At 60.8% G+C, this 23,015-nt stretch carries 19 protein-coding genes; 10 read left to right on the forward strand and 9 right to left on the reverse strand.

The features are described 5' to 3' along the window. Nucleotides 1-563: 563 nt before the first annotated feature. Entirely contained in the window at nucleotides 564-2,213 is a 1,650-nt protein-coding gene (locus AB3X86_RS26610; RefSeq protein WP_368598311.1) for an alkaline phosphatase family protein, read from the forward strand. A 671-nt stretch (nucleotides 2,214-2,884) separates the two neighbouring features. Continuing rightward, nucleotides 2,885-3,124, forward strand: a complete 240-nt coding sequence (locus AB3X86_RS26615; protein ID WP_368598425.1) for a LysR substrate-binding domain-containing protein — start codon at nucleotides 2,885-2,887, stop codon at nucleotides 3,122-3,124. Nucleotides 3,125-3,332: 208 nt separating this feature from the next. Here AB3X86_RS26615 and AB3X86_RS26620 read toward each other — a convergent pair whose 3' ends face one another. After that, entirely contained in the window at nucleotides 3,333-5,483 is a 2,151-nt protein-coding gene (locus AB3X86_RS26620) for a hypothetical protein (RefSeq protein WP_368598312.1), read from the reverse strand. A 496-nt stretch (nucleotides 5,484-5,979) separates the two neighbouring features. Here AB3X86_RS26620 and AB3X86_RS26625 point away from each other — a divergent pair, with 496 nt between their 5' ends. Then, on the forward strand, nucleotides 5,980-7,257 hold the full coding sequence (locus AB3X86_RS26625; RefSeq protein ID WP_368598313.1) for an MFS transporter: 1,278 nt from the start codon (nucleotides 5,980-5,982) through the stop codon (nucleotides 7,255-7,257). A 14-nt stretch (nucleotides 7,258-7,271) separates the two neighbouring features. Here the strand turns inward: AB3X86_RS26625 and AB3X86_RS26630 are convergent, their stop codons facing one another. Continuing rightward, nucleotides 7,272-8,285 (reverse strand): LacI family DNA-binding transcriptional regulator, encoded by a 1,014-nt coding sequence (locus AB3X86_RS26630; protein WP_368598314.1) that lies wholly within the window; start codon nucleotides 8,283-8,285, stop codon nucleotides 7,272-7,274. A gap of 158 nt (nucleotides 8,286-8,443) precedes the next feature. On the opposite strand from AB3X86_RS26630, the gene AB3X86_RS26635 reads away from it, so the two are divergent. Both AB3X86_RS26635 and AB3X86_RS26640 read left to right on the forward strand, forming a co-directional pair. Beyond that, entirely contained in the window at nucleotides 8,444-9,277 is an 834-nt protein-coding gene (locus tag AB3X86_RS26635) for an NAD-dependent epimerase/dehydratase family protein (protein WP_368598315.1), read from the forward strand. Between the two features lie 562 nt (nucleotides 9,278-9,839). Further along, entirely contained in the window at nucleotides 9,840-10,232 is a 393-nt protein-coding gene (locus AB3X86_RS26640; RefSeq protein ID WP_368598316.1) for a hypothetical protein, read from the forward strand. Between the two features lie 467 nt (nucleotides 10,233-10,699). Here the strand turns inward: AB3X86_RS26640 and AB3X86_RS26645 are convergent, their stop codons facing one another. The 3 genes from AB3X86_RS26645 to AB3X86_RS26655 all read right to left on the reverse strand — a co-directional run bounded on the left by AB3X86_RS26645 (nucleotide 10,700) and on the right by AB3X86_RS26655 (nucleotide 14,769). After that, complete coding sequence (locus AB3X86_RS26645; RefSeq protein ID WP_368598426.1) at nucleotides 10,700-13,039, reverse strand: filamentous hemagglutinin N-terminal domain-containing protein; 2,340 nt, start codon at nucleotides 13,037-13,039, stop codon at nucleotides 10,700-10,702. Between the two features lie 417 nt (nucleotides 13,040-13,456). After that, nucleotides 13,457-14,116: an NrsF family protein gene (locus AB3X86_RS26650; protein ID WP_368598317.1), complete on the reverse strand. Its 660-nt coding sequence runs from the start codon at nucleotides 14,114-14,116 to the stop codon at nucleotides 13,457-13,459. After that, nucleotides 14,113-14,769, reverse strand: a complete 657-nt coding sequence (locus AB3X86_RS26655) for a sigma-70 family RNA polymerase sigma factor (protein WP_368598318.1) — start codon at nucleotides 14,767-14,769, stop codon at nucleotides 14,113-14,115. The genes AB3X86_RS26650 and AB3X86_RS26655 overlap by 4 nt, the downstream gene beginning before the upstream one ends. A 127-nt stretch (nucleotides 14,770-14,896) precedes the next feature. Between AB3X86_RS26655 and AB3X86_RS26660 the strand changes: the two genes are divergently transcribed. Genes AB3X86_RS26660 through AB3X86_RS26675 form a run of 4 tightly spaced genes read left to right on the forward strand, consistent with a single transcriptional unit; the run spans nucleotide 14,897 to nucleotide 17,400 of the window. Further along, entirely contained in the window at nucleotides 14,897-15,208 is a 312-nt protein-coding gene (locus AB3X86_RS26660; protein WP_368598319.1) for a DUF2282 domain-containing protein, read from the forward strand. Nucleotides 15,209-15,222: 14 nt separating this feature from the next. Next, on the forward strand, nucleotides 15,223-16,113 hold the full coding sequence (locus AB3X86_RS26665) for a DUF692 domain-containing protein (protein ID WP_368598320.1): 891 nt from the start codon (nucleotides 15,223-15,225) through the stop codon (nucleotides 16,111-16,113). Further along, entirely contained in the window at nucleotides 16,085-16,909 is an 825-nt protein-coding gene (locus AB3X86_RS26670; RefSeq protein ID WP_368598321.1) for a putative DNA-binding domain-containing protein, read from the forward strand. Before AB3X86_RS26665 ends, AB3X86_RS26670 begins: the two co-directional genes overlap by 29 nt. Further along, entirely contained in the window at nucleotides 16,906-17,400 is a 495-nt protein-coding gene (locus AB3X86_RS26675) for a DoxX family protein (RefSeq protein ID WP_368598322.1), read from the forward strand. The genes AB3X86_RS26670 and AB3X86_RS26675 overlap by 4 nt, the downstream gene beginning before the upstream one ends. Before the next feature lie 280 nt (nucleotides 17,401-17,680). Here AB3X86_RS26675 and AB3X86_RS26680 read toward each other — a convergent pair whose 3' ends face one another. Beyond that, the gene (locus AB3X86_RS26680) at nucleotides 17,681-18,571 is read right to left on the reverse strand and encodes a LysR family transcriptional regulator (protein ID WP_368598323.1); all 891 of its coding nucleotides are present in this window, start codon (nucleotides 18,569-18,571) and stop codon (nucleotides 17,681-17,683) included. 92 nt (nucleotides 18,572-18,663) lie between these two features. Between AB3X86_RS26680 and AB3X86_RS26685 the strand changes: the two genes are divergently transcribed. Beyond that, nucleotides 18,664-19,638 carry a zinc-binding dehydrogenase gene (locus tag AB3X86_RS26685; RefSeq protein WP_368598324.1) on the forward strand — a complete coding sequence of 325 codons (975 nt, stop codon included), beginning with the start codon at nucleotides 18,664-18,666 and terminating at the stop codon, nucleotides 19,636-19,638. Nucleotides 19,639-19,891: 253 nt separating this feature from the next. Here AB3X86_RS26685 and AB3X86_RS26690 read toward each other — a convergent pair whose 3' ends face one another. The 3 genes from AB3X86_RS26690 to AB3X86_RS26700 all read right to left on the reverse strand — a co-directional run bounded on the left by AB3X86_RS26690 (nucleotide 19,892) and on the right by AB3X86_RS26700 (nucleotide 22,886). After that, nucleotides 19,892-20,767 carry an amidohydrolase gene (locus AB3X86_RS26690; RefSeq protein ID WP_368598325.1) on the reverse strand — a complete coding sequence of 292 codons (876 nt, stop codon included), beginning with the start codon at nucleotides 20,765-20,767 and terminating at the stop codon, nucleotides 19,892-19,894. Nucleotides 20,768-20,818: 51 nt separating this feature from the next. Continuing rightward, nucleotides 20,819-22,102, reverse strand: coding sequence for an MFS transporter (locus AB3X86_RS26695; protein ID WP_368598326.1), 1,284 nt, complete (start codon nucleotides 22,100-22,102; stop codon nucleotides 20,819-20,821). A 61-nt stretch (nucleotides 22,103-22,163) separates the two neighbouring features. Beyond that, complete coding sequence (locus tag AB3X86_RS26700; protein ID WP_008922347.1) at nucleotides 22,164-22,886, reverse strand: GntR family transcriptional regulator; 723 nt, start codon at nucleotides 22,884-22,886, stop codon at nucleotides 22,164-22,166. Between the last annotated feature and the right edge of the window lie 129 nt (nucleotides 22,887-23,015).

Consider the following 23,015-nt stretch of genomic DNA (forward strand, 5'->3'; position numbering starts at 1 on the left):
GACTGGTGCTCTCGGCCATAAAAAGACGCTCGCTCATACAGCTTCGATTGACTGGTCCCTCGCCTGCTGCCGACGTCGAAAGGTTGGCCATACGAGCGCTTCGACACCTATAAAGTGCGAGGCCGTTTTCCCGATTCATAGCGCGCAAAGCCGCGTCATAGATACGTAATTTCCTGATGCGCCCGGTTGTTTCCGCCAACAGCGAGAACTGGTTGTCGCTTGCCGCGGAGAATCTGTGTCATCGGAGCCAAGCCGGTAATTGCTGCGATTGCCGCGCGATCTGACGCGCCGACACGGCCATACTCACCCTGCGCGATATCCCCTCTGATTCGGAAAGCGTCGGTGATCGGCTTGAGTGTTTGGGCATCGGTGGGGGCACTCCAATCTACACTTCACCCTCTGATTCTCTAATCCGACATCAAAAAAGGGGGGCGTCGTCCGGTTGAATCGCCCTGTAACGTGGACGACTTATTCCGTCTGCAGAATGGCGGGCCGCTCGCGTGTCGCGTATGCGAACGCAGGCGCACCCCTAAACCAACAATTATGTCGTCCGGAGAACTTTGATGAGCATTCCCTTTCGCTATGCGCTACCTTCAGGCTTGATCGCCGCCGCAGTGCTCGCCGCATGCGGCAGCAACGACAACAGCAATCCAGGTACGCCAGTAGCGAGCGGAATAGCGAACGCGCAGCACGTGCTGCTAGTGAGTATCGACGGAATGCATCAGCAGGACCTCGCCAACTGCGTTGCCGCGAAGACCTGTCCCAACATCGCGGCACTCGCGCAAACCGGCGTCACATACTCAAGTGCGTCGACACCCGGGCTCTCCGATTCGTTCCCAGGCCTAGCTGCTTTGCTAACCGGCGGATCACCGAAAACCGCCGGCCTTTTTTATGACGTCTCCTATGACCGCACGCTCTACGCACCGAGCGATACGCAATGCGCAGGCCCGCAGGGATGGAACGTGGTGTTCGATGAAACGACCGGCATCGACGCGATGAACGGTGGGGCACTGACGCACCTTAACGGAGGCGGCGGCTTTAACCCGCAGGCAATCCCGAACGCGAAGGTGAACGGCGTGTGTACGCCAGTCTATCCTCACAATTACATCAAAACCAACACCCTGTTCGAAGTCGTCAAGTCACAGATGGCGAACGCCCGCACGGCGTGGGCCGACAAGCACGCATGGGGTTATGACTGGGTCAACGGGCCGTCAGGCAAGGGCGTCGACGACCTCGCCCGCACTGAAATCAATTCGATTGACCCGACGACGAACAGCGACTACACCGACATCTACACGCACACAGAAGCTTTTGACAATCTGCATGTGCAGGCGATTCTCAATCAGATCGACGGCAAGGATTCGACGGGGGCGACCACGCCGGGTGTACCGACCGTGTTCGGCACAAACTTCCAAACGCTGAGCGTTGCACAGAAAGCGACGAACGCATCGGGCGGTGGCTACACGGATGCCAATTTCACGCCGGGTCCGCAAGTCAGCGCCGCCATCGCTTACGTCGATGGAGCGATCGGTAAGATGGTCACGGAGCTGAAAGCAAAGAACCTGTACGCGTCGACTGTAGTCGTCGTCACGGCGAAACACGGCCAGTCGCCGTCTGACCATACGAAGCTGGTCAAAAACGGTGACACGCTGACTGCGCTGCTTGAGGCGAACAACTATCTTGATGCGAACGGCAAATTCGGCCAGTTTTCGACGACTAGCGGCTCGCTTAACGATGGCACTGGGCTCGCTGGCACTGGCATGGCTCAGACCGACGATGTCGGGCTGATCTGGCTACGTAACCCAGCGCAAGCGGCTCAGGTCGTGGCGACACTTCAGGCCAATCTCTCGTGTACTTCCACGGGAATCTGTGCCGACGGTCCGCAGGCTTCGATCCTAACCGGCGCCGCACTGGTAGCGAAGTTCGGCGATCCGGCGCAAGGTCGCACGCCCGATATCATCGTGCAGCCTAATCCGGGCGTCATCTATACGAGCAGTACGAAGAAAGATGCCGAACACGGCGGCAACGCGCCGGACGATAGCCATGTCGGTCTGCTCGTTTCGTACCCGACGCTTCAGGCGGCCACGAACACAGAAACCGTCAGCTTGACCCAGGTCGCGCCTACGGTTCTGAAGTCGCTGGCACTGGATCCGTCGCTCCTGCATTCGGTCGCGGCGGAAGGCACGCAAGTGTTGCCGGGCTTGGGCTTCTAATGTCGATGATGCAAGTCTTCGATCAATAGCATTTCGTGTTTCATCTCCTGGTGAGCGTTCGAGGTCCGCTCACCAGGTTGATGAATGCAGTGGAGAAGGAACAGCGATCAATATCGTTAGCAAGCGTTTTCATAGTTCGGCTTCGAACCGAGCACGATTGCCGGTCGCTTGAACGCCCCGACTTTTTCCTGTGACTTTGAATGCCACAGGGAGGGTTCTTGATGTTTCTGACGCATTCGCACTTGCGAATGTCCTCGTTGATCCATACCCGTTGTGAACGTCAGTGAAGCGACGGCGGCCAGTTATATTGGCCGAATTCTGTGCGTAGCTCGTCCGTCACATTGTGGGGTAATGCGACCAGCCCCACGGCAGGCTTGCGGGAAGCGTTGGACAACACCTACCCGCATGCCACCTAGCCTGTCGCCGACACCGAACACACGGGTCGGGTGGTGTACTGCAGAAATCCACCATGCACTGTAGCGAAACTGAAAGAACCATCGCGTAGGATCGCTAGCCCATGCGCTTGATAGCGTGGCTGCGTTTAACAATCCCTGGAGGTATCCGTGGAAACTTACGTACTTTTCGGCGGCGTTATAGCAATCGGCACAGCCATTGCGATCTGGGGAATCTGGAATCTCAGGTGACGCGTACCTTCAGGTTATCCCAGATCCCTGAGGCATGCTGCAGTCGCGGGCACGGGGGTGTGCCAGATGCCGATGTCCCTCATAAGGCCACATCGCGAGTCAGGCGCATTGGTATCATTCCTCGACGAAATTTCAACTGAGCTTATAGACGTGCACGCAGTGTGGCCGAAGGTGGCTCATTTGCGACCCAAGGTGCGCCATGTGGTCGACGCCGACGCGACATCCGTAAGCTGCGAGCACACCGCTGAAATCAATGCCGGCCAATGACATCTTCGACGCACAGATTTGCGCGCCTCGCCCCGAGGGACGTGAGTTTGAATGACTCACTAACTGGCACAGCACTCCCTTTTGTGTGAGAGGAAAGCTGAACATCAAATTACAAATCAGGAAAATTCGACCATACCAAGCTTTTCAGCTAATAAACTGCCTTGCAGGGCAACGCCGGCCCTTATAAGGGCCGGCCCACTTCGCAGGATCAATTCAAACCAGAGTACTTCAGAGTCCAGGTGAACGTACGACTACTGCCCGCGTTGAGTGCGAAGGGGCGCGTCGTACACGCGAAATTCGAATGCAGTTGCCCAATCGGCGTTGTCGACAGCGGATTGGTGACCCCGCCCGCCATCTCGAAGTTAGACAGGACACAACTGTCAAAACCCGTAGTGTCATAGCTGGTCGCATTACTATTGGAGTAGCGAACCGAGTAACCATCGCTACCCGGTATGGCGTGCTGGACATCTGCAAAAGACGTGAAGTCCGTCTCGACCGCGATGTTGCCGGTCAACGTTCCAGAATTCAGCGTATCGGCTCGCGTCAGTGTGCCTTGACCAAAGGTTAGGACCGTGTGGACCTGCAGGTCGATATCCGTGGCATAGGTTGCATTCTTAACGGCCTGCCGGAACTTGGTCGTGTCGAAAGAGACGATCACCTGGCCGTTATTTTCCTGAACGTTCAGGTTCCTATAATACGTGACCGGAATGTAAGTTTTCCCGTTATAGGAAACTTGCGGAATCAGCAACGCATAGCCCTGATCCGTTGTGCCATAAATCAGGTTGTCGGAGAACGGTGTCGGGTAATAGGGCGTGTACGAATTGTAGTCGGGTGCCTGGTTCAGGTTGAGATTGATGACGCGCTTGCCATCGCGCACCGTGATAAGCGCTGCGCTGTATGGGTGAGCCGTGTCCGTGGGCAGGTTGTACCACGTGAGCGTGTAATGCGGCCTCGCATCCAGCCAGGCTTGCAGGTCGGAATCAGCCATGGGTGCATTGCCGCCAAAACCCAGTTTGTTCCACCAGGCATTCACATACATGTACTGGTGTAAAAGACTGAAATTCTCACCCATGACTCGAGGTTTGCCGCGATACGCATCGGTTCCGCGCCCTTTGACCCACATATTCACCGACGGCGTCGGCAGGGTCGGGTCGTACCAGAAAGTGTCAAAGCGGTAAGCCGCCTTATAGATGAACGAATAGGCGACCTGCATTTCCTGCGCGGTCAACACGCCTGCATTGGCCGCCGCGGTCAGGATTTCCATGAAGGCTGTATCGCCGTATGGGCCGATGGAGCGGCCATAATTGAAACCCTGCCCGTCTGCGTTGAGTTGGGGAAGAATCAGATCGACTGACTTGCGCAGATAGGATTTCAATTCAGGTGTTAGATTGGCCTCATTGCCCATTTCGAACGTTCGCTCAACGACTTCTCCAATGAGCAGCGTGCTGTATCGATCGAAGCGTGCCTGATCAAAATAGGTCGTATGTGTATTCGAGGCCTCGTCGGAAAAACCGCCGGACGAGTCTCTTCTAATGTGATTCGTGAGTGTGTACAGCAGCGCGTCGCGCGCGCCCATCGATGCCACAGCCGGGTCGGTGGCGGAAGAGAAAGTCGGATTGGTCCATCCAAGTTTCTGTCTCAGGCCCGCAATACCGTAAGAAACCGCATAGTAATTCTGTGCGGTATTAAGCGATGCAACGTCGATCGGCACACCTGCGGCGGGGCACGTATTTTTCGTGCCGCTTGCATCCGCGCCGAACATATCGCAGAAGGTCAGGCGATTCTGCAGCGTAGCCAGCATGGCGTCGCTGAAGACTTCGTTGAGCATACCGTGCGCCTTGAAATTATTGAGCGCAACGAGGTAGTAGTACTCGCCCCATGACGTATTTGCGTACGTGTAACTGGCGCCGCTCGTCTGCGCCATCATCGCGGTCGTTATCTTTTGATACGTCGCGAGGTAATCCGCGTATTTCGGATCCCCTTTCGCCTTCATATCGATCAATATGTACGACAGACCGAGCGCCAGTTTGCCAGGCAGGAATTTATCGCCCGTGTTGGTATCGAGCACGTGCACCGGGCTGCCGTCGCCCAAGTCCATGACCACTTGCGTGAAATCAGGTGCCTTCCTGATGAGGTCAAAAAGCGCTCTCATCTGTCCCATCATGGTGATGGGCACCCCTGCGCCTGAAGGGACGCTCGTATCCGTCGCTCCATAGACAATTCCGTGAAGAGAAACTGTAGGTGCAGAAGAAACCGGATTTTTCACAGCGTCAATCCCGCCGCCTCCGCAGGCACTGACGAGAAGAAGCGTCAGTGCACTGAACGCAAACATAACGGATGATTTTCGCGATGGACGCATATTTGTCTCCTGATTGTAAGTGGATCGACGCCGAAATTAGCAATCTCACCAACGCATCTGGCTATTCGTTCTCTTGGGTTTGCAACTGCGCACCAGCTCGACGGAAGTCAGAAAACCCTTCGAAAATCCGCTCGCGTCGTTTCACTCTGTTCGCGCCGACGCATGAACCACCCATATTCCGCCCGCCGCGTCCCCTCGATCGCCGTCGACGTCGCACCATCTCGGCGTGATTCAGGCTGCTGCGGGCGTCAAAGAAAACGATTAACTAAATGTCAGGACAGGATGGTCACACCGTTGCTACCTAGAGCGCAAGACTAGGTAAACCACGGGGCTAGTAAAAGCGTCACAGATCTTCTATCTTAGAAAAACGTTTTCCTAACGGGACCTGCTCGTGACTAACTCCGCCCGCAGTGCCATGCGTCGCGGGCTCGGCGCTCCCCGACATCAATCACACATAGCGCGGCGCGACGAGCGACGCCGCGCAACGGAGATTTACATGCAAACTGCCGTCATCGGGCTCGCCCGCACCGCCAGCCGCTACCGCTGGGCGGTGTGCGCGCTGCTCTTCTTCGCGACCGTGATCAACTACATGGACCGTCAGATTCTCGGTCTGCTCGCGCCAGTGCTGCAGCACGACATCGGCTGGACCCAGGTGCAGTACGGCCGCATCGTGATCGCCTTCTCAGCGTTCTACGCAGTCGGCCTCTTGTGCTTCGGCCGCATCGTCGACTGGCTGGGCACGCGCATTTCGTACGCGCTCGCCATGCTGATATGGAGCGTGGCTGCAGTCCTGCACGCGGCGGTCGGCTCGGTGACCGGCTTCGCCATGGTGCGTGCGCTGCTCGGCATCGGCGAGGGCGGCAACTTCCCGGCCGCCATCAAGACGACTGCCGAATGGTTCCCGCGCCGCGAGCGCGCGCTTGCGACCGGCATCTTCAACTCAGGCGCCAATATCGGCGCGGTGTTCGCGCCCGCCATCATTCCGCCGCTCGCGCTGGCGTTCGGCTGGCGCGCGGCGTTCGTGATCATCGGGGCGACGGGCATCGTCTGGCTGGCCGTATGGTTCGCGTTCTACCGATCCGCCGACCCACGCTCCCTCGAGCAGGGGCAGGACGAAGTCGAGGTGCTCGATGCCGCCAACGTGAATGCCCGCGCGCCGGGCTGGCGTGTACTGATCAGAAAGCGCCAGACGTGGGCATTCCTGATCGGTAAGTTCCTGACCGATCCGGTGTGGTGGTTCTATCTGTTCTGGCTGCCGAAGTGGCTCAACGAGTCGCGCGGTATGGACATGCAGCACATCGGCTTGCCGCTCGTCTGCATCTATGCGATGACGACCCTCGGCAGCATCGGCGGCGGCTGGCTCTCTTCGGCGCTCCTGCGCTCAGGATGGAGCGTGAACGCCGCGCGCAAGACAGCGATGCTGATCTGCGCGTGCTGCGTGCTGCCGATCGCGTTCGTCTCACAAGTCGACAACCTCTGGGGCGCAGTTGCGATCGTCGGACTGGCGGCGGCAGCGCATCAGGGCTGGTCCGCGAACCTCTTCACCACGGCGTCCGATCTCTTCCCGAAGCGCGCGCTGGGCGCGGTGGTCGGCATCGGCGGGATGGCGGGCTCGATCGGCGCGGTGCTGTTTTCGGAAGTCATCGGGCAGGTCCTGCAACGCACCGGCCATTACTGGGTGTTGTTCGCGATCGGCGCACTTGCCTACCTCGTCGCCCTGGCCGTGATGCAGATGCTGACGCCGCGCATGACGCCCGCGAAGCTCGACGCGTGAAGGCGCGAGGCGTGTCAGCCGCAGGCCGCGGTCGATTCACGGACGATGAGCCTCGGCTCGAACGTCGAATGCCCGGCCATCGCGTGGCCCGCGAGCGCGTCGATGAGCTTTTGCATCGCGAGCTCGCCCATCTTCTCGCTCTGGATGTCGACGGTGGTCAGCGCGGGCGCTGCGTACTCGCCGTACGGGACGTTGTCGACGCCGGTCACCGACAGCTCGTGCGGCACCCTGATGCCGAGCGACGCCGCCTCTTTCATGAAGCCGAGCGCGATCAGGTCGTTGTAGCAGATCACCGCCTGCGGCCTGCGCGGACCGAGCATCACGCGCGAGCACGCGTCCTCGCCTGCATGCGCGGTCGGCGCGTGAGCGTCGTACACGTCGAGCGCGAGGCCGGCTTCCTCGAGACACTCGCGCGCACCGCGAATGCGCTCGTCGTTGATGCGCGCCTGCCCGAAACCGAGGTAGGCGATATGACGATGCCCGAGGTTCAGCAGATGCCGCGCGAGCATGTAGGTTGCGAGCCGGTTGTCGATGCCGACGCTCGGGAGCGGCAGCGCATCGCTACGTCTCAACAGCACAAGTGGCTTGTCGAGATCGAGCAGCCACTGCGCCTCGTCGTCGGGTATCCGCGAGCTGACGATCAGGCCGTCGACGCGCTGCGCGAGCGCTTCGATCAGCGGACGCTCGCGCGCCTGGTTTTCGTCGGTGTCGACGAGCAGAAGCGTGTAGTCGTGGCGCAGCGCGACGCGATTGGCGCCCTTCACGACATTCGTGAAGTGCGGATTGCTGATGTCAAGAATGGTCAGCCCGATGGTGCGTGAGCGGCCGGTGATCATCGATCTCGCAAGCGGATTCGAGCGGTAGCCGAGTTCCTCGATCGCCGCCTTCAGGCGCGCCTCAACCGGCGCGGAGAAGCGCTGGGCACCGTTCATGTACTTGGACACCGTGGCGACCGACACGCCAGCCGCAGCGGCGACGTCACGAATCGTTGGAAACAGTTTTTTCATGCGGAAGGTAACGTTTTCCATTTTGTTAACAGATTGTCGCAGGAAACGCGGGCCGCGGGCAAATGCCACCAAATTAAACCGCCCAGCTGCTGGCGATGCGCTCGACAATTGGCACTGCATATCGCCCGTCGTTTTAGAAAACGTTTTCCAAACAATCTTTTTTTCAGGAATTTTTCTTGATGAACCAAACAACCACAGCGTCGCTCAAGCCCTTCCGGCGTCTGCTTCTGACCGGCGCCGCCGGCAACCTGGGCCGCCAGTTGCGCGGCGCGCTCGCCAACTGGGCCGATGTCGTGCGCGTGAGCGACATCGCGAAGCTCAGCGAACCCGCGCCACATGAAGAAACGACCATCGTCGATCTGGCGGACCGGCGGGCGGTGATGCAGCTCGTCGAGGGCGTCGATGCGATCGTGCATCTCGGCGGCATCTCCATCGACGCCCCGTTCGAGGATCTGCTCGGAGCGAACATTGCCGGCACATACAACGTGTATGAGGCCGCGCGCAAGCACGGCGTCAAGCGCGTCGTGTTCGCGAGCTCCAATCATGCGATCGGCTTTCATCCGGTCACCGAAGTGCTCGACACCGACGCGCCGCAGCGCCCGGACAGCCTCTACGGCGTGACGAAGTGCTTCGGCGAGGCGCTTTCGCGGTATTACTACGATCGTTTCGGCATCGAGTCGGTGTGCCTGCGAATCGGCTCGTCATTCGAAGAGCCGAAGAATCCACGCATGCTCGTCACGTATCTGAGTTATCGCGACTTCATCGAACTGGTGCGGTGTTCGCTGTTCACGAACCGCGTCGGGCACGTGGTCGTATACGGCGTGTCGAACAATCCGGTCAAGTGGTGGGACAATACGAAAGCCAGCTTCCTCGGCTTCAACCCGCGCGACAGCGCTGCGCAGTTTGCAGAACGTTTCCCCGCGACTGCACCGGGCGACTCGCACGACGACCCCGCGCAACGCTTCCAGGGCGGCCCATTCGTGCTCGGCGAGCCGATGGAGGCGAAGCGGTGAAGCAGCGCTCGCACCTACTTGACAAGCTTGATACAGGAAGCGGGTTACCGCGCGTAAAGGACGCCAGCATGGATTCATCCGATCGGCCGCAACTCGCCCTGCCCTCCTCTTGAGATGACGACCCATTTGACGGCCAGGGCAGGCAATATGCACGTGACTTGAAGTAGCTTGTGACGGTAGTGGAGTCGCAGGCAGGCAAGATCGTGCCTCCCCAACTCGCGATAAACAGCATACAACTTCAAACCGTCGTCGAGTTTCCACAAGCCCGTGGGCCTACAGTCGGCACTTCGATCACGGCTGCGGCGACGACATGGTTACAAGGACGCGTCGACCGCAAGGCGCAGATGAAGCTCGGGAATTGAAGCGAGAACAACGGAAGAGTCCTATCGGTGGCTGATTCATTCAGGCCCTCGCGCTGACGGCGGGGCAGTCCGGTCAAGAAGGTGCGAGTGACCGGACCGGCTGAACAGCCTCGGGAAAACGTGGAGCGGTTCAGGCTGGCGCGAGCGTACTCCCGGACCCGCCCGCGCTTCAATAACGCTCAGGCGAGTTCCACCGGACCGTGGTCATCGCAGTGGTCGCCGTGCGGGTGATGAAGACGGCCGTTAACCAGATAATCGACATGATCGCCATGCGGTACTGGGTCGTGTCCGCAGCCTGGGCCGTGGATGTGGCCCGGTTCATGGCCACCGCAGTCTGGTGTGCATTGGTCCGGATTTTTTGCGCTAACGTCGATCTTGTGTTCGTCCACGTGATCGCCGTGCGGATGGTGCAAATGGCCATCGTGCAGATAGTCTATGTGATCGCCATGCTTGATCGCGGTGTGTCCACAGCCCGGGCCATGTTGATGGTCATGGTGTGCGTGATGCGGTTCGCTGCAAGTGCTCATACCTGCCTCCTTTTTCCGTCTGGCCGCACGGCAACCTTCGACGGCCACCTGCCTACTCTCCATTGACGGGTGCTTCGACGCTTGAAACCTGCCTTGCAGGCAGTTGCACTTCCGGGAGACGAAACCGAAATGCGTCGGCCTCACTGGAAGGATACTCCTTGCTCGCTCCGAGGAAGACACGAACGACTTCCATGCAAGCGCGAGACCGCTCAATTAGTGAAACGCGTAGTTCTTCGTGCTGTTCAAATGTCGCTCTTCGGTCTGAAGTCGGACGGGAAGCCGACGCTCGCCGGTCATACCGCAATGGCTCAGTTTGGCCGGGCTCTGCCCGTTGACGACCGGGGACAGTTAGCTGCCACCACGCCGTCGGTGAATGCACCAGATCGACCCCTATCTGCTATTTGATTCCTCGCAGCCTTATGCCTGCTTCGAAGCAGAATATATCGGCTCAGGACGAACCTGGCGAAAGATCTGTCTGCCGCGTCTCGCGACGCGGCAGACGCTCATGCAAGCGTCGGTGCGGTGGCTAAGATTCAGTGCCCAGTAACTTGCCAGGTCAGAACGGGGTGCGTCGCTCCGGGCAGCATCGTCCATGCGCCGTTCGGCCCGAAGTCCCAGCCAACGAAACTGGCCGGGTCGCTCATCTGGGCCGTAGTGAGCCCGTTCGACGCTGGCAGGTTGCCGCCGCTCGACGACTGTCCAGTTGTCTGTACGTTCCAGTAAACGTCGCTCCCAATGATGCCACCGCAAGCGGGTGCGCAGATGCCGCCGGTCGTGCTCGAACCCCCGGTCGTGCCCGAACTCACGGGACCCGCAACGAAAGACTGAGTGATCGTTCCTTGGTTGATCGTTATTCCGTGTCCCACGTACGTTGCACTTTGGTTGCTCAGTACAAGTCCTCCCGCGGAGACGAAAGCACGTTCAGATCCGGTGACTGATCCGATTGTGTATGACTCCGTGATCGTGCCTCCGTTAGTGAGGGCCAGCCCGGCGGCACTACCCCCCTGGAGGGTTGCGCTGCTGCCCGAGCGCGCGATCAGCCCGTCGTTCTCAGCGACAAGTCCGGCGATCTCGGTGTATGAATTGCTGACCGGTGTGCCAAAGGCCCCGGAGGTAAAGACGTTGGCGATCGTTCCGTAGTTATAAAAGGCCAGTATCCCGGCGCCGAGGGGTAAGGTTGCGGGGGGAGCCGTGAGGCTGACGTTCGAGGTGACGTTCACGTCGCGCACGACACCGGTTGCGCCAATATCACCAAAAATCGCGACATCGCTCGGCAAGACGTTGGAAATCGTATGCCACATACCGTCCAACTGGCCCGTGAACATGATCGGATACCCAGGGTAGGGAGGATTAGCGAGTGTTACGAATGCGAAATTGCTCCCATCGATGTCCTTGCCGAGTGCGTAATTGCCGGCCAGATTGTTCTGGATGTTCTGCAAGTCCGTGACCGAATTGACGAGTTGATATCCAGTTATCTGTGTCACGAGCCCGCTGTAGAGCGGCGCGGTCCAGGCCGAATTGGCGACGAGTGTGCCGGGGCTGTAGCTGCCGTTCATATCGTAAAGCGTGCTAACGATGCCCGTACTCTTCGACCAGTCGATCGTGCCGTTGTTGACGACGCTGCCACCGTTGTCAATTCCCGACGCGTCGGCGCGCAACGTCAGGTTGCCCGCACCGGCGTTCGCGATGGTCGTACCCGTCGTCACAGAGACGTCGTGGTACGCGGCGAGCGTGAGCGAGGCTGGACCGGACCAGCGCAGGCTCGAAGCGACGCCGAGGTCGCCCGTTGCGCCGTTCGCGCCCGTCGTGGTCACGTCGACCGAGGTGCCCGCGTTCAGGCTGCGCTGCAACGCATGCGCTGCGACATCATCGATGGTGAAGGTGGGCGTCGAGAGATTCCATTGCCCTGCATCGACCACCGCGTGCCTGCCGAACGTCAGTTGTGCCGCTTGTGTATCGACGGTTCCGCCGCGGCCGTCCGCGTTGCTTGCGGCGATCTTGCCGAGTTGCTCCACACCACCGCTGTCGGCGACGAGCCAGACGTGCCCGTCGCGGCTGGCCGTGCCGGTTGCGCGAATGCGCGTGCCGCCACCTGCAAGCGCATATACGTTGCCATCGGCGGCCTGCAGGTTGACCTGCGCGGCGTTGATGAGTCCCTTGTTGACCACGATGCCCTGACTGCCCGTCTGCACGAACACCTGCCGGCTGCCCGCTGAGTCCTGCAACAGCACCTGGCCCCCTGCGGCCAGTTCCGCCGTGCCGTTGGGCGCTGCCACGGTGCCGGCGTTGATGACTGCGTGTCGCGCAATCAGGAACACATCGCCGCCGCTCGAACTGATGCTGCCCAGGTTGACCACGCTTGCATCGGAGCCGCCCGAGAGCGTAAGCGCGCTGCTGCCGCTCATGAATGCACTGTTGCAGACATCGAGGGTGGACGCGACGAAGCGGCCACCGGTGCTGACCACACCCGACGGACCCACGACGATGCCCTGCGGATTGATCACATAGAGGCTTCCCGTTGCGCTGAGCCTGCCAAGAATGGCCGAGGGCGAGCCACCCCTTACCCGGTTCAGGGTCGCGCCGGCGCCGTTCTCGAACGTCACGTTGTTATGCCTGCCGATCGAGAAACTGTTCCAGTCAATCACGCCGCGCGTCGAACCTGGTTGGGTGATCACGAGGCCATTCCCCTGGCTGGCTATCGTGCCCGTGCCGGCGACGTATGTGCCGCCTTGCGGAAGGAGGCCTGCCGCGAACGCCGCTGGAGTCAGGGACAGTCCAGTCAGCGACATGTCGATGGCGAGCCAGATGTGTCCGCGCGACTGCCGACGACGCAGTGCGCGTCGCGCGGGCCGATGTAGTTCTGAACGTGACATACATCCCCCTTTCCGCGTCGAGCGCGGAATGGCTGCCGACGACCCGCGGAGTCGACCTGAAACGCGTGGATCGCATGCCGATACCTCTGCTTCTTGCGCCTTCTTGCCCCGGCCTTTGTGGCCGCTTGTAGTGGGGGCCATCTGACGCGCTTGCGAAATCGACGCGAGACTGCGCACAGGGAATGTGTTCTCTTAGTCGACAGTGATACGAGCTGTGCACGACAGTGACACGAGCTGTGCACAGCGGGGAGCGATGGGCGATACCCGCGTTTGTGTCGCGAAGGTCAATGGTACGCACGTCGGACACCGGAGAGGTCACGAGCAGCGCTACGTAAGTTCAAGTTCCAGTCGGGACTATCGGTGCTCCCTTCCGCGGTCCCGAGTATGCGCGTGTGAAGGCAAGGCCCACCAATGCTGTCACCGGACAGGCGATATCACCCACGCGAGCAATCTTCGGGAGTACCACGCGCTGATCAACAACAGCATCGCCGCGACGCCGAAATTCCACACCAGGATCATGACTGTCGCGTCGAGCGGATGAAACGTCGAGAGCGCCACAGCCGTGAGCGCGGCAACGGCCAGGCTGCCCATCATCACCACCAGAGCGGGCGCAAGCCGTGCAACGTGGCGCAACATGATGAGCAGAGCGAGCGAGAGCGGAATGCCCGTGAGGCCGAGCGTCGCAAAACAGCGCGCGGTTTCCCCCAGTGACATGCCGTCCGGTCCGAGCTGCACCCAGTTCGTCAAGCATCCGTAGCCGATCGTCGCTACCCACGCCACCAGCGCGGGCAGCGGCAACAGTAGCCAGCGCAGCGACCTTCCCGGCACGCTGGCAACGAACGACGCGACTGCAGCGAGAATTCCCGTCAATGCGGCTGCCGCCACGCTCGTCACGAACACCGGCTGCTGGAGCTTCGTCGCGAGATCGGGCCGCGCACCGTGCGCCACGCCGACCAGAATGAGCACGAGTGTGGCGAACAGCAGCCAGCCAGACGCCCGCACGGCGGGCGCGCGAAGCGGGCGCACCGGCTTCGCGTCGGCAACCAGCGATTCGATCAGATCGGAGGTCGGACTCATTTTCGGTCTCCCTGCGTCAGGAGCTTGCGCAGGCCTTTCAGCCCGCGATGTACCGCGACCTTCAACGCGGCAACGGTCATTCCACTCGCCACAGCCGCCTCTTTCAATGACATTTCCTCGAGTTTGAGCAAACGTATCGCGTCGCGCTGCCCTGGCGGCAGGCGCTCGATTGTCTCGCGCAGCATGCGCGCATCGCTGGCCTCTTCCATTAGATTCGCTGTGGGGTCGGCCAAGGTTTCATGTCCAACGTCGAGCGGCACCTCGCGGGCGTCCAGACGGCCAGCGTGGCGCAGCGTATCGACGATGCGGCGCATGGCGACAGTCAGCAGCCAGGGGCCGAACGGCCGCGCAGGGTCATAGGCATGGCGTACGAGATGCACGGTGGAGAGGATGTCCTGCACGACGTCCTCGACGGCGTCGGGACTTACCCCATGACGAACCGCAAGGCTGCGCAAATACGGCGTCATGCTCTGCAGCAGGCGGCGGTAGGCGTCGCGATCGCCTTGCTGCGCGCGCGCCATCAAAACGGACCAGTCGGGCGTGCCGTCGGGTCGCGTTGCGTCATCCGGCACGGCGCCGCACGGTTCCTCGCCTGCCGGTGTGGACCGCTCGGGCAGCTTGCGCGCGGCGCAGCGGTGTCGATAGTCGGCCATCGTTGCACTCAGTGGAAGAGGCAATTGGACAAAAAATAATTTGCGCGCGGCGTAACCTTTGGCCGCTTGGGACCGAATCTGCTTAGGAGATCGCAGCTTCGCGATCCCAACCCTCGGAGAAGACATTATGAGCAAGTCCGCATTGACCATTTCGTCGCTGTCCGCCGCAGTCGGCGTGGCGCTCGCGATGCAGGCGCTGCCCGCGCAGGCGCAGGGTATGGGCAACCCGCCACAGGTCGTGAAGGACAACATGACCAGAATGGCACAGAACCACCTCGAAAAGTGCTACGGCATCAACGCGGTCGCGAAGAACGACTGCGCCGAAGGGGCGCACTCGTGCGCTGGCCAGGCCACTCAGGCGCGCGACCCGAAGTCATTCGTGTTGTTGCCGGCGGGCGATTGCAGCAAGATCGCCGGCGGTCAGGCGAAGGCAGGTTGAGGGGCGCTGCGGCCATGAGCGCAACGGTCGCCCGCCCGCGCGCGCCAGCCGGCCCGATTCCTTCGAGGGCCGGCGTGGGACTGCGTTTTCGCCATCATCGCGCCGTGCTCGACGAACGACCGGCTGCGGCGTGGTTTGAGGTGCACACTGAAAACTACATGGGCGGCGGGTCCGCTACGCGCGATCTGGATGCGATTCGCCGCGAATATCCGGTCTCCCTGCACGGCGTAGGCCTCTCGCTCGGCAGCGCCGATGGGCTCGACGCCGCACATCTTGCACGCGTGAGCGAGGCCGTCGCGCGCGTGCAGCCCGGCCTCGTCTCCGAACATCTTGCGTGGAGCGTGACGGGCGGTACGTATCTGGCGGATCTGTTGCCGTTGCCGATGACCGAAGAATCGCTCGACGTCGTGTGTCGCAACGTCGATCGGATGCAGACGGCGCTCGCGAGGCCGATTCTCGTCGAGAACCCGTCCACTTATCTCCGCTTCGCGCATTCGACAATACCGGAGTGGGAGTTCCTCGCGCATCTCGCGCAACGCACGGGATGCGGACTCTTGTGCGACGTGAACAACATCTACGTCAGCGCGTGCAATCACGGATGGAATCCGCAGGCGTACCTCGACGCGCTGCCGCCGGCGGCCATCGGCGAGATCCATCTTGCCGGCCACAGCGTGAGGCAGTTAGAGGGCGGCCGGGTCTTGCGCATCGACGATCACGGCTCACGTGTCGCGGCGCAGGTGTGGGCGCTCTATGCAGCTGCGCTAGAACGTTTCGGGCCGGTGCCGACGCTGATCGAATGGGACACCGACGTGCCGCCGCTCGATGTTCTCATCGAAGAAGCCGCAACGGCGGAATCGGCACTGGAGGCGGTTCGCCATGAGTATGCGCACGCCATCGCTGGCTGATCTCCAACAGGCCATGCGTCGCAGCCTGCTCGAAGATGCCCATGAAAGCGCTGCTGGAGACGCGGCCTCCACCGTGCTGGCCGACGGACTCGATCCGCAGGCACGCCTGAACATCTACCGGAACACCGCGGAGGGCGTGCTGGTCAATGCGCTGCGGCTCGCCTTTCCCGCCGTGCAACGTCTGCTCGGCGCGGAGTTCTTCGAGGGCGCGGTGCGCCTGTTCGTCCGCACCGCGCCACCGCGCACCGCATGGCTCGACGAATATGGCGCGGAATTCCCGGCCTTCCTCGCGCAGATGCCGCAGCTCTCATCGATGCCGTATGTGGTCGACGTCGCGCAGCTCGAATGCCAGGTGAATGGCGTGCTGCACGCGCCCGACATCGCGCCGCTCGATCCAGCGTGTCTCGCAGGGCTCAACGAGGACGCGCTCGGCTCGCTGCGGTTGTCGCTTCATCCGGCCACGCGGCTGCTGCGTTGCGACTCGCCCGCCGACACCATCTGGCGTGCGGTGCTCCAGCAGGACGACGCAGCGCTGCGCGCGATCGTGCTTGCGGACGGCCCGGTGCATCTGCTCGTGCAACGCGTGAACGAAGGCGTCGATACGCTGCGCTTGTGCACCGGAGAGTGGCGCATCAGCAAGGCACTTTTTGCAGGCGAAGCGCTCGACGCGGCGCTGGCATGTGCGCCCGAAGCGGACGGGTATGCACTCATCGGCGCATACCTGGCGCGTGGGTGCGTCGTGCAGACGTCGCTGACTGCCAGCCGTATGCGGTTCGACCAGGGATCGTCAACATGACTCGCCTTTCCAACCCTGCAGACGGCCGTAGCGTATTTCAGCGCGCAGTTCAGTGGCTGGAAAACGTGCCTTACTGGCTGCTGGCCATTCCGCTGCGCCTCGCGGTTGCAACGATATTCTGGAATTCCGCGATGACCAAGCTCGCAAACTGGGATGCGGCGCTAGCACTGTTTCGCGACGAATACAGGCTGCCGTTGTTGCCGCCGGATGTGGCAGCGCACATTACCGTATCGATAGAACTGAGCATGCCGGTGTTGCTCGTGCTCGGCCTGGGCGTCAGGCCTGCCGCATTGGTCCTGCTCGGGATGACGTCTGTGATCGAAATCTTTGTGTACCCACAGGCGTGGCCGACACATATTCAGTGGGCAGCCATGCTGCTCGTCCTGTTGTGCCGTGGTGCCGGAACCTTGTCGCTCGACCATCTGATACGTAAGCGCCGGTGGAGCGTCGCTTCGTCGGAAGCCGTCGGGCGTCAGCGCGGTGACGGTTGATTTCGACAGGAAGATGGTACAAGCGCGCGTGCTGCGAACCTCGGACGAGGTAACGCCAGATACGAACTCAGCGGTCGTTGGATCGAACACGTCAATTTCGTGTCACCGAGGTCGGCCGCCCAGAGGCTGTCATTGTGATCCCTTGTTCACAGGAGCTCTATGAGACTTTACACACAGTAGATGAGTCGATGTCCGCGGTGCGCTGCATAGCCGACGCTCAATTGCCCTTGAAAATGCAAGGGCAATGATCGCAACTGGCCACATGTCAGCTAGCCCCTGTTCAACCTCTCTCCTGCTCCAGCAACTGCATCCAGAGCCTCTGCGCAATGGGACCGTGAGCGTCGTCCCGGCGGCGTGCCGCATAGTGCTTGAGCGTGGCGCCGCGCAGATGACGCCCTTCGAGCGACACTAGCCGATGTTCCTTGAGGTCGGCGGCGATCAGGTGAGACGGCATATGTCCCCACGCGAGCCCTTGCACGATTAGTTCACGCTTCATCAACTGGTCAGGCACAGTACAGGTCGGTGCGCCCTCGATCAGATAGTAATTGGCGTCTGACGGCTGCTTGCTCGTGTCACGAATGACGCACTGGACATAAGGCCTCAAGTCATCGGGCGTGAGCGATTCATCAAGAGGCTGTCTGAGAAATCCGGGCGCTGCGACGGGCACCAGCTTCACATCGAACAGTTCGATGGTTTCGATTGCCGGCGAAGGCTTGTCGAGGTGATGAAAGATCAAGTCGCAATCGCCATTTCGTAGCCGTTCCCATGGACCGCTGATGGCCTCGAACAGCAACGCCAGGCGCGTGCCGGTACTGCTCGCAAAGAACTGCTTCAGAGACCCCAATGTCTCCGACAACGGACACAGGTCACCCACGACCACGCGCAATTCGGCCTCTTGTCCAGCAGCGAGTTGAGCCACGTCCCGCCGGAAGTTTTCATACTGGTTAAGAAACACTGCCACGCGCGTGCGAAACGCCACCCCCTGCGCTGTGAGCGTGACCCGGTACCCGGCCCTGTCGAGCAGGGTCATGCCTACCTGGGCTTCCAGCGCCGTCACAGCCGCGTGAACCGTCGGATGGGTTCGGTTCAGATGAGCAGCGGCCGCGGCAAAGCTACCTTCCGATACAAGAGCTTCAAAGCATTGCAACTGCAGTAACGTAGGCTCATTCATTGTAGGCCGCGCCTTCAGTCTCTGTCGAAACATGGTAATTTTATTCGACGATGACAGATCCTACCATTCGTTCTCCTGTTGGGGAGATCGACATGAAAGCAATCGTGAGGAAAAGGTTTGGTGGCCCGGAAATGCTGGAGCTCATCGACGTACCGGAACCCCGAGCGAGGCCGGGTTGCGTCCTGATTCGTGTTCGGGCGTTCGGTCTGAATCGGGCCGAGCTCTATATGCGTCGTGGGCTATGGGGGGAAGTCGCCGACATTAGCGGTATCGAGTGTGTCGGGACCGTTGTTTCGGATGCGACGGATGTTCTCCGTGAGGGTCAAACCGTCATGGCGTTGATGGGTGGGATGGGCCGAACTATCAATGGGAGCTATGCCGAATATGTCGCGGTGCCCGCTTCCAATGTAGTCGCAATTGAAACCACGCTTGATTGGGACATTCTCGCCGCGCTGCCGGAAGCCTATGCGGTTGCCTGGACATGCCTTCACCGGAATCTGGAATTGAGGGCAGGACAGCGATTCGTCGTACGCGGAGGCACGTCGAGCCTCGGGCAGGCTGCCATCGACATCGGTGGACAGCTGGGTGCCGAGGTGATTGCAACCACTCGTCGATCAACCAATGAAGCCTTGCTGCGCTCGCTTGGCGCTGCACACGTCGTGACGACGGTTGGCGATTTGCTTACCGCGCCAGGTTGGCCGGATGGCAAGGCTGACGCGGTACTCGATCTTATCGGAAACAGCACGATTCTCGACTCATTGCGGGCCACACGTCGCGGCGGTCGCGTATGCATCGCCGGATTTCTTGGGGGGCTTACCCCCCTCGCCGAGTTCGATCCGCTTGGCCAGATGCCAAGCGGCGTTCAGATGAGTTTTTTTGGAAGCTTTACCTTCGGGACCTCAGAATTTCCGCTGTCGGACGTGCCCATGCAGAAAATCGTGGATCTAACGGCGAGCGGTTTGTATCGAGGCCGCCCAATGCGTGTATTCGGGCTGACCGACGTGCCGAGGGCTCACGAATTGATGGAGCGCAACGAGGTCACCGGAAAGCTGGTCGTCGTACTCTAGGGGCGTAACCAGGCGACCTGCGAAATTCCTCCAGCTCCTCGTCGTCCAGCATACGACGCCCACCGTGCCGGCCAGCGAGGACATGGTTGAGCCGTTGAGGACGCAACGCCGAAAGGCAGAATGCCTGAGCCGTATCGCCGGTTCCGAAGGCGCGTATGACTATGACCGGTGTACGTCGCACTGAGACCTTATCGCCGCTGCGCGGCTAGGCAACCCGTTTAGCCAGTGCTGCGGTTGCAATGCGCGAAGTGAATCACGCAATGTCGAACGTGTAAAGTCTTGCAGGCGTGTCTGCCAGGACAACCCTGCGCTCTTCTTCCACCGGGAGCAGCGCGCGCAGAAGTTCGAGCGCGTGAGTAAAATCCTCGTCTGCTTCAAACTGCGTATGCGGCCAGTCGCTGCCCCACATAAGGCGATGCACGCCAAAGGCCGCTTTCAGAAAATGAAATGCCTCATGCGCATCATGGTCATCCGGGCGAAGCTGCCGTCGATTCCGGTACGCGGCCGATATCTTCACCCACACACGCCGCGTGTCAGCCAGTTGAAGAAGACGGCGAAAGCCTACGTCTTTTACACCGATATCCGGATCGGGCCTGCCGAAGTGATCGACGACGACATTCATGCCAGCGTCCAGAAGCGGCTCGACGATGCCCTGCAGCCGCGCAGCTTCCGCATGCACTTCGACATGCCATTTCAGATCGCGGACATGGGTGAGCGTTTGCGCGCTCACCCATCTGTCGAGCGGCTGATCGGCATGTCCGATCAGGTTCAGCCGAATCCCTGCAATGCCCGCATTCGCCATCTCCGTCAGTGTGTCGATCCGACAATCACGCTCGATCACCGCGACACCGCGTAGCCGCTGCGGCGCGCGGCGCAATGCATCGAGCATGTAGCTGCAATCGGTGCCGAGAAAGCTGGGCTGCACAAGCACGCCGTGTGATACGCCGTGCGTGTCCAGTTGGGCAAGGTATGCGTCGAGTGTGGCGTCGTAGTCGGGCACGTAGCGACGCTTTTGGGCGAGCGGCAGGCCGCGCTCGAATACATGAGCATGAGTATCGACAGAGGCAATGTGGGCTGGACGATACACAGCCTGCCGGTGGCTCGCCTCTATCCTCGACTTCTCCATCATGGACGTTCCTTCATCACCAGTCTTGCGCGGCTACGGCGAATGCCTTGCCCGTCAATGCCTTTGCGCGTGAGAAAGCGCGCCTGTGTGTTCGGGCTCGAACGTGGCTTCGCCCAACGTGCGGCCGCGTGTCTCGGGCAGCATCAGCACGGACAGGACGACAATTGCGTATGCGAGTCCCGCATCGATGCCGATCGCCGTTCCAAGCGACATGGTCGCGGACATGTGCCCGACGAGCACCGGAAATCCCGCCGACACGACGCGGCCGAAGTTGTAGCAAAACCCGACGCCAGTGCCACGCATCCCGCGCGGATACAGCTCGTTGAACAGCGCGCCCATGCTTGCTGGAATGCCCGCTGCAAAAAAGCCTAGCGGAAAGCCGAAGAACAGCATCGCGGTATTGCCGAGCGGTAGGAACAGATACGCGATCACCGTTATCACGCAGCAGATCGCAAACGTGAGTATGGTCTTGCGGCGTCCGATGCGATCCAGCAGCTGCGCACTCACGAGGCACCCGCAAAAGAACGCGACGATCACGACGGCGAGGTAGCCGCCCGTACTCAAGACCGACAGATGGCGCTCGCTTTTCAGAAACGTCGGCAGCCAGGTCATCAGCGCGTAGTAGCCGCCATGTGCACCAACGCCGAGCAGTGCGCCGATCAGCGTCATGCGCAGCACTTGCGGAGAAAAGATGCCGACGACAAGGCCAGGCGTCGGCTGCTGACGCGCTCCCGCATCGCGCGCCGGCGCGGCAGGCTCTTGCACGCCGCGTCGGACGTACAGAATCAGAAGCGCCGGAACGATGCCAACCCCAAACATCACGCGCCACGCAGTATCCGCAGGCAGTAGCGAGAACATCAGCGCATACAGCAGCACCGCTGCGCCCCAGCCGACCGCCCATGCGCTCTGCACGCTGCCCATCGCCTTGCCGCGATGCTCATTGCGGATGGTCTCGGCCATCAGCACGGCGCCCGCCGCCCATTCTCCGCCAAAGCCGAACCCCTGCAGAGTCTTCAGCACGAGGAACTGTGGATAGTTCTGCGCGAACGCGCACAGGAACGTGAACACGGAAAAACACGCGACCGTCCATTGCAGCGTCTTTACGCGCCCCAGCCGGTCCGACATCATGCCCGCAATCCAGCCACCCAGCGCCGACGCCACCAGCGTGACGCCGCTGACGAGCCCCGCTTGCATGCGGCTGATCGACCACTCGGCGATGATCGCCGGAATCACGAGGCTGAACATCTGCACATCGAGCGAATCAAGCGCCCATCCGCCGAAGCACGCCCAGAACGTCCGGCGTTCATTGCCTGAAATCTGGCTGAACCACTTGAACATTGTTGTCTCCCAAGTCGTCGTTCCTGCGTGGGAACAACTTGTTTGTGAAGGCGCGCAATCGCTAGCGGATCTCGGCCTGATAGATGAATTCGCTGGCAGGCCCGCGTGAGCGGCGCCATTCGAGCGGCTGTCTGTCGTAGCCGTATGCAAGACGCTCGATGACGACGGCGGGCGTACCCGGCTCTATGCGTAACAGCCGTGCATGCAACGGGCCAATGGCTTCGACTGTCAGAGTTTCCGTGGCAGACGCCACGACCTGATTGCATTGCGCTTCGTACACGGGGTACAGCAGGTCACCGACTTCATTCAGGTCCATCTGCGCAAACGCCGCAAAACGGACATAGGGCAGCCAGATTTCTTCAGCGAGCATCGGCACGCCGTCGATCAGCCGCAGGCGAGTCATCTGGATCACGCGCGCGCTACTCGAAATTTGCAAGATCGCGGCGACAGCCGACGGCGCATCGACGACCTCGCGTCGCAAGATGCGGCTCTCTGGAATGCGTCGTTCGCCTTGCCGTGTCTGGAAGCGGAAGAAACGAAACAGGGAGCTGTCGAAGCTCGCGCGGCGCACGAACGTCCCTCTGCCCTGAAAGCGTTCCAGCAGGCCTTCCGCGACGAGCAGATCGACGGCCTTGCGGACCGTCCCGACCGCCACATCGTAGCTTTTGGCGAGCGCCTGCTCGGTAGGGATCGCTTCACCCGGCCGCCAATGGCGAGCCGCGATCAGAGCGACCATTTCGTCGCGCAAACGCTGGTAACGGGGCAACCGGTCATCGGCGGGCATCGTAGTCTCCGTTCAATTCATCTATATGATTTCATGTTCAAGCCCAACAGCAGATCAGTGATAACCCTAAATGCCCCTTTCAATATGTACAAAGCGGGTTTCTACCCATTGTTGAGAAAACGGATTCCC

It is taken from the genome of Paraburkholderia sp. BR14374, from assembly GCF_040948685.1.
In the GTDB taxonomy this organism is placed as follows: domain Bacteria; phylum Pseudomonadota; class Gammaproteobacteria; order Burkholderiales; family Burkholderiaceae; genus Paraburkholderia; species Paraburkholderia youngii.

Excerpts from the sequence above, each read along its gene's own strand:
- AB3X86_RS26610 (WP_368598311.1), top strand. The coding sequence starts at position 564 with ATGAGCATTCCCTTTCGCTATGCGCTACCTTCAGGCTTGATCGCCGCC.
- AB3X86_RS26685 (WP_368598324.1), top strand. The coding sequence starts at position 18,664 with ATGAAAGCAATCGTGAGGAAAAGGTTTGGTGGCCCGGAAATGCTGGAG.
- AB3X86_RS26660 (WP_368598319.1), top strand. The coding sequence starts at position 14,897 with ATGAGCAAGTCCGCATTGACCATTTCGTCGCTGTCCGCCGCAGTCGGC.
- AB3X86_RS26690 (WP_368598325.1), bottom strand. The coding sequence starts at position 20,767 with ATGATGGAGAAGTCGAGGATAGAGGCGAGCCACCGGCAGGCTGTGTAT.
- AB3X86_RS26620 (WP_368598312.1), bottom strand. The coding sequence starts at position 5,483 with ATGCGTCCATCGCGAAAATCATCCGTTATGTTTGCGTTCAGTGCACTG.
- AB3X86_RS26695 (WP_368598326.1), bottom strand. The coding sequence starts at position 22,102 with ATGTTCAAGTGGTTCAGCCAGATTTCAGGCAATGAACGCCGGACGTTC.
- AB3X86_RS26645 (WP_368598426.1), bottom strand. The coding sequence starts at position 13,039 with ATGTCACGTTCAGAACTACATCGGCCCGCGCGACGCGCACTGCGTCGT.
- AB3X86_RS26670 (WP_368598321.1), top strand. The coding sequence starts at position 16,085 with ATGAGTATGCGCACGCCATCGCTGGCTGATCTCCAACAGGCCATGCGT.
- AB3X86_RS26655 (WP_368598318.1), bottom strand. The coding sequence starts at position 14,769 with ATGGCCGACTATCGACACCGCTGCGCCGCGCGCAAGCTGCCCGAGCGG.
- AB3X86_RS26675 (WP_368598322.1), top strand. The coding sequence starts at position 16,906 with ATGACTCGCCTTTCCAACCCTGCAGACGGCCGTAGCGTATTTCAGCGC.
- AB3X86_RS26700 (WP_008922347.1), bottom strand. The coding sequence starts at position 22,886 with ATGCCCGCCGATGACCGGTTGCCCCGTTACCAGCGTTTGCGCGACGAA.
- AB3X86_RS26625 (WP_368598313.1), top strand. The coding sequence starts at position 5,980 with ATGCAAACTGCCGTCATCGGGCTCGCCCGCACCGCCAGCCGCTACCGC.
- AB3X86_RS26635 (WP_368598315.1), top strand. The coding sequence starts at position 8,444 with ATGAACCAAACAACCACAGCGTCGCTCAAGCCCTTCCGGCGTCTGCTT.
- AB3X86_RS26630 (WP_368598314.1), bottom strand. The coding sequence starts at position 8,285 with ATGGAAAACGTTACCTTCCGCATGAAAAAACTGTTTCCAACGATTCGT.
- AB3X86_RS26665 (WP_368598320.1), top strand. The coding sequence starts at position 15,223 with ATGAGCGCAACGGTCGCCCGCCCGCGCGCGCCAGCCGGCCCGATTCCT.
- AB3X86_RS26680 (WP_368598323.1), bottom strand. The coding sequence starts at position 18,571 with ATGAATGAGCCTACGTTACTGCAGTTGCAATGCTTTGAAGCTCTTGTA.
- AB3X86_RS26650 (WP_368598317.1), bottom strand. The coding sequence starts at position 14,116 with ATGAGTCCGACCTCCGATCTGATCGAATCGCTGGTTGCCGACGCGAAG.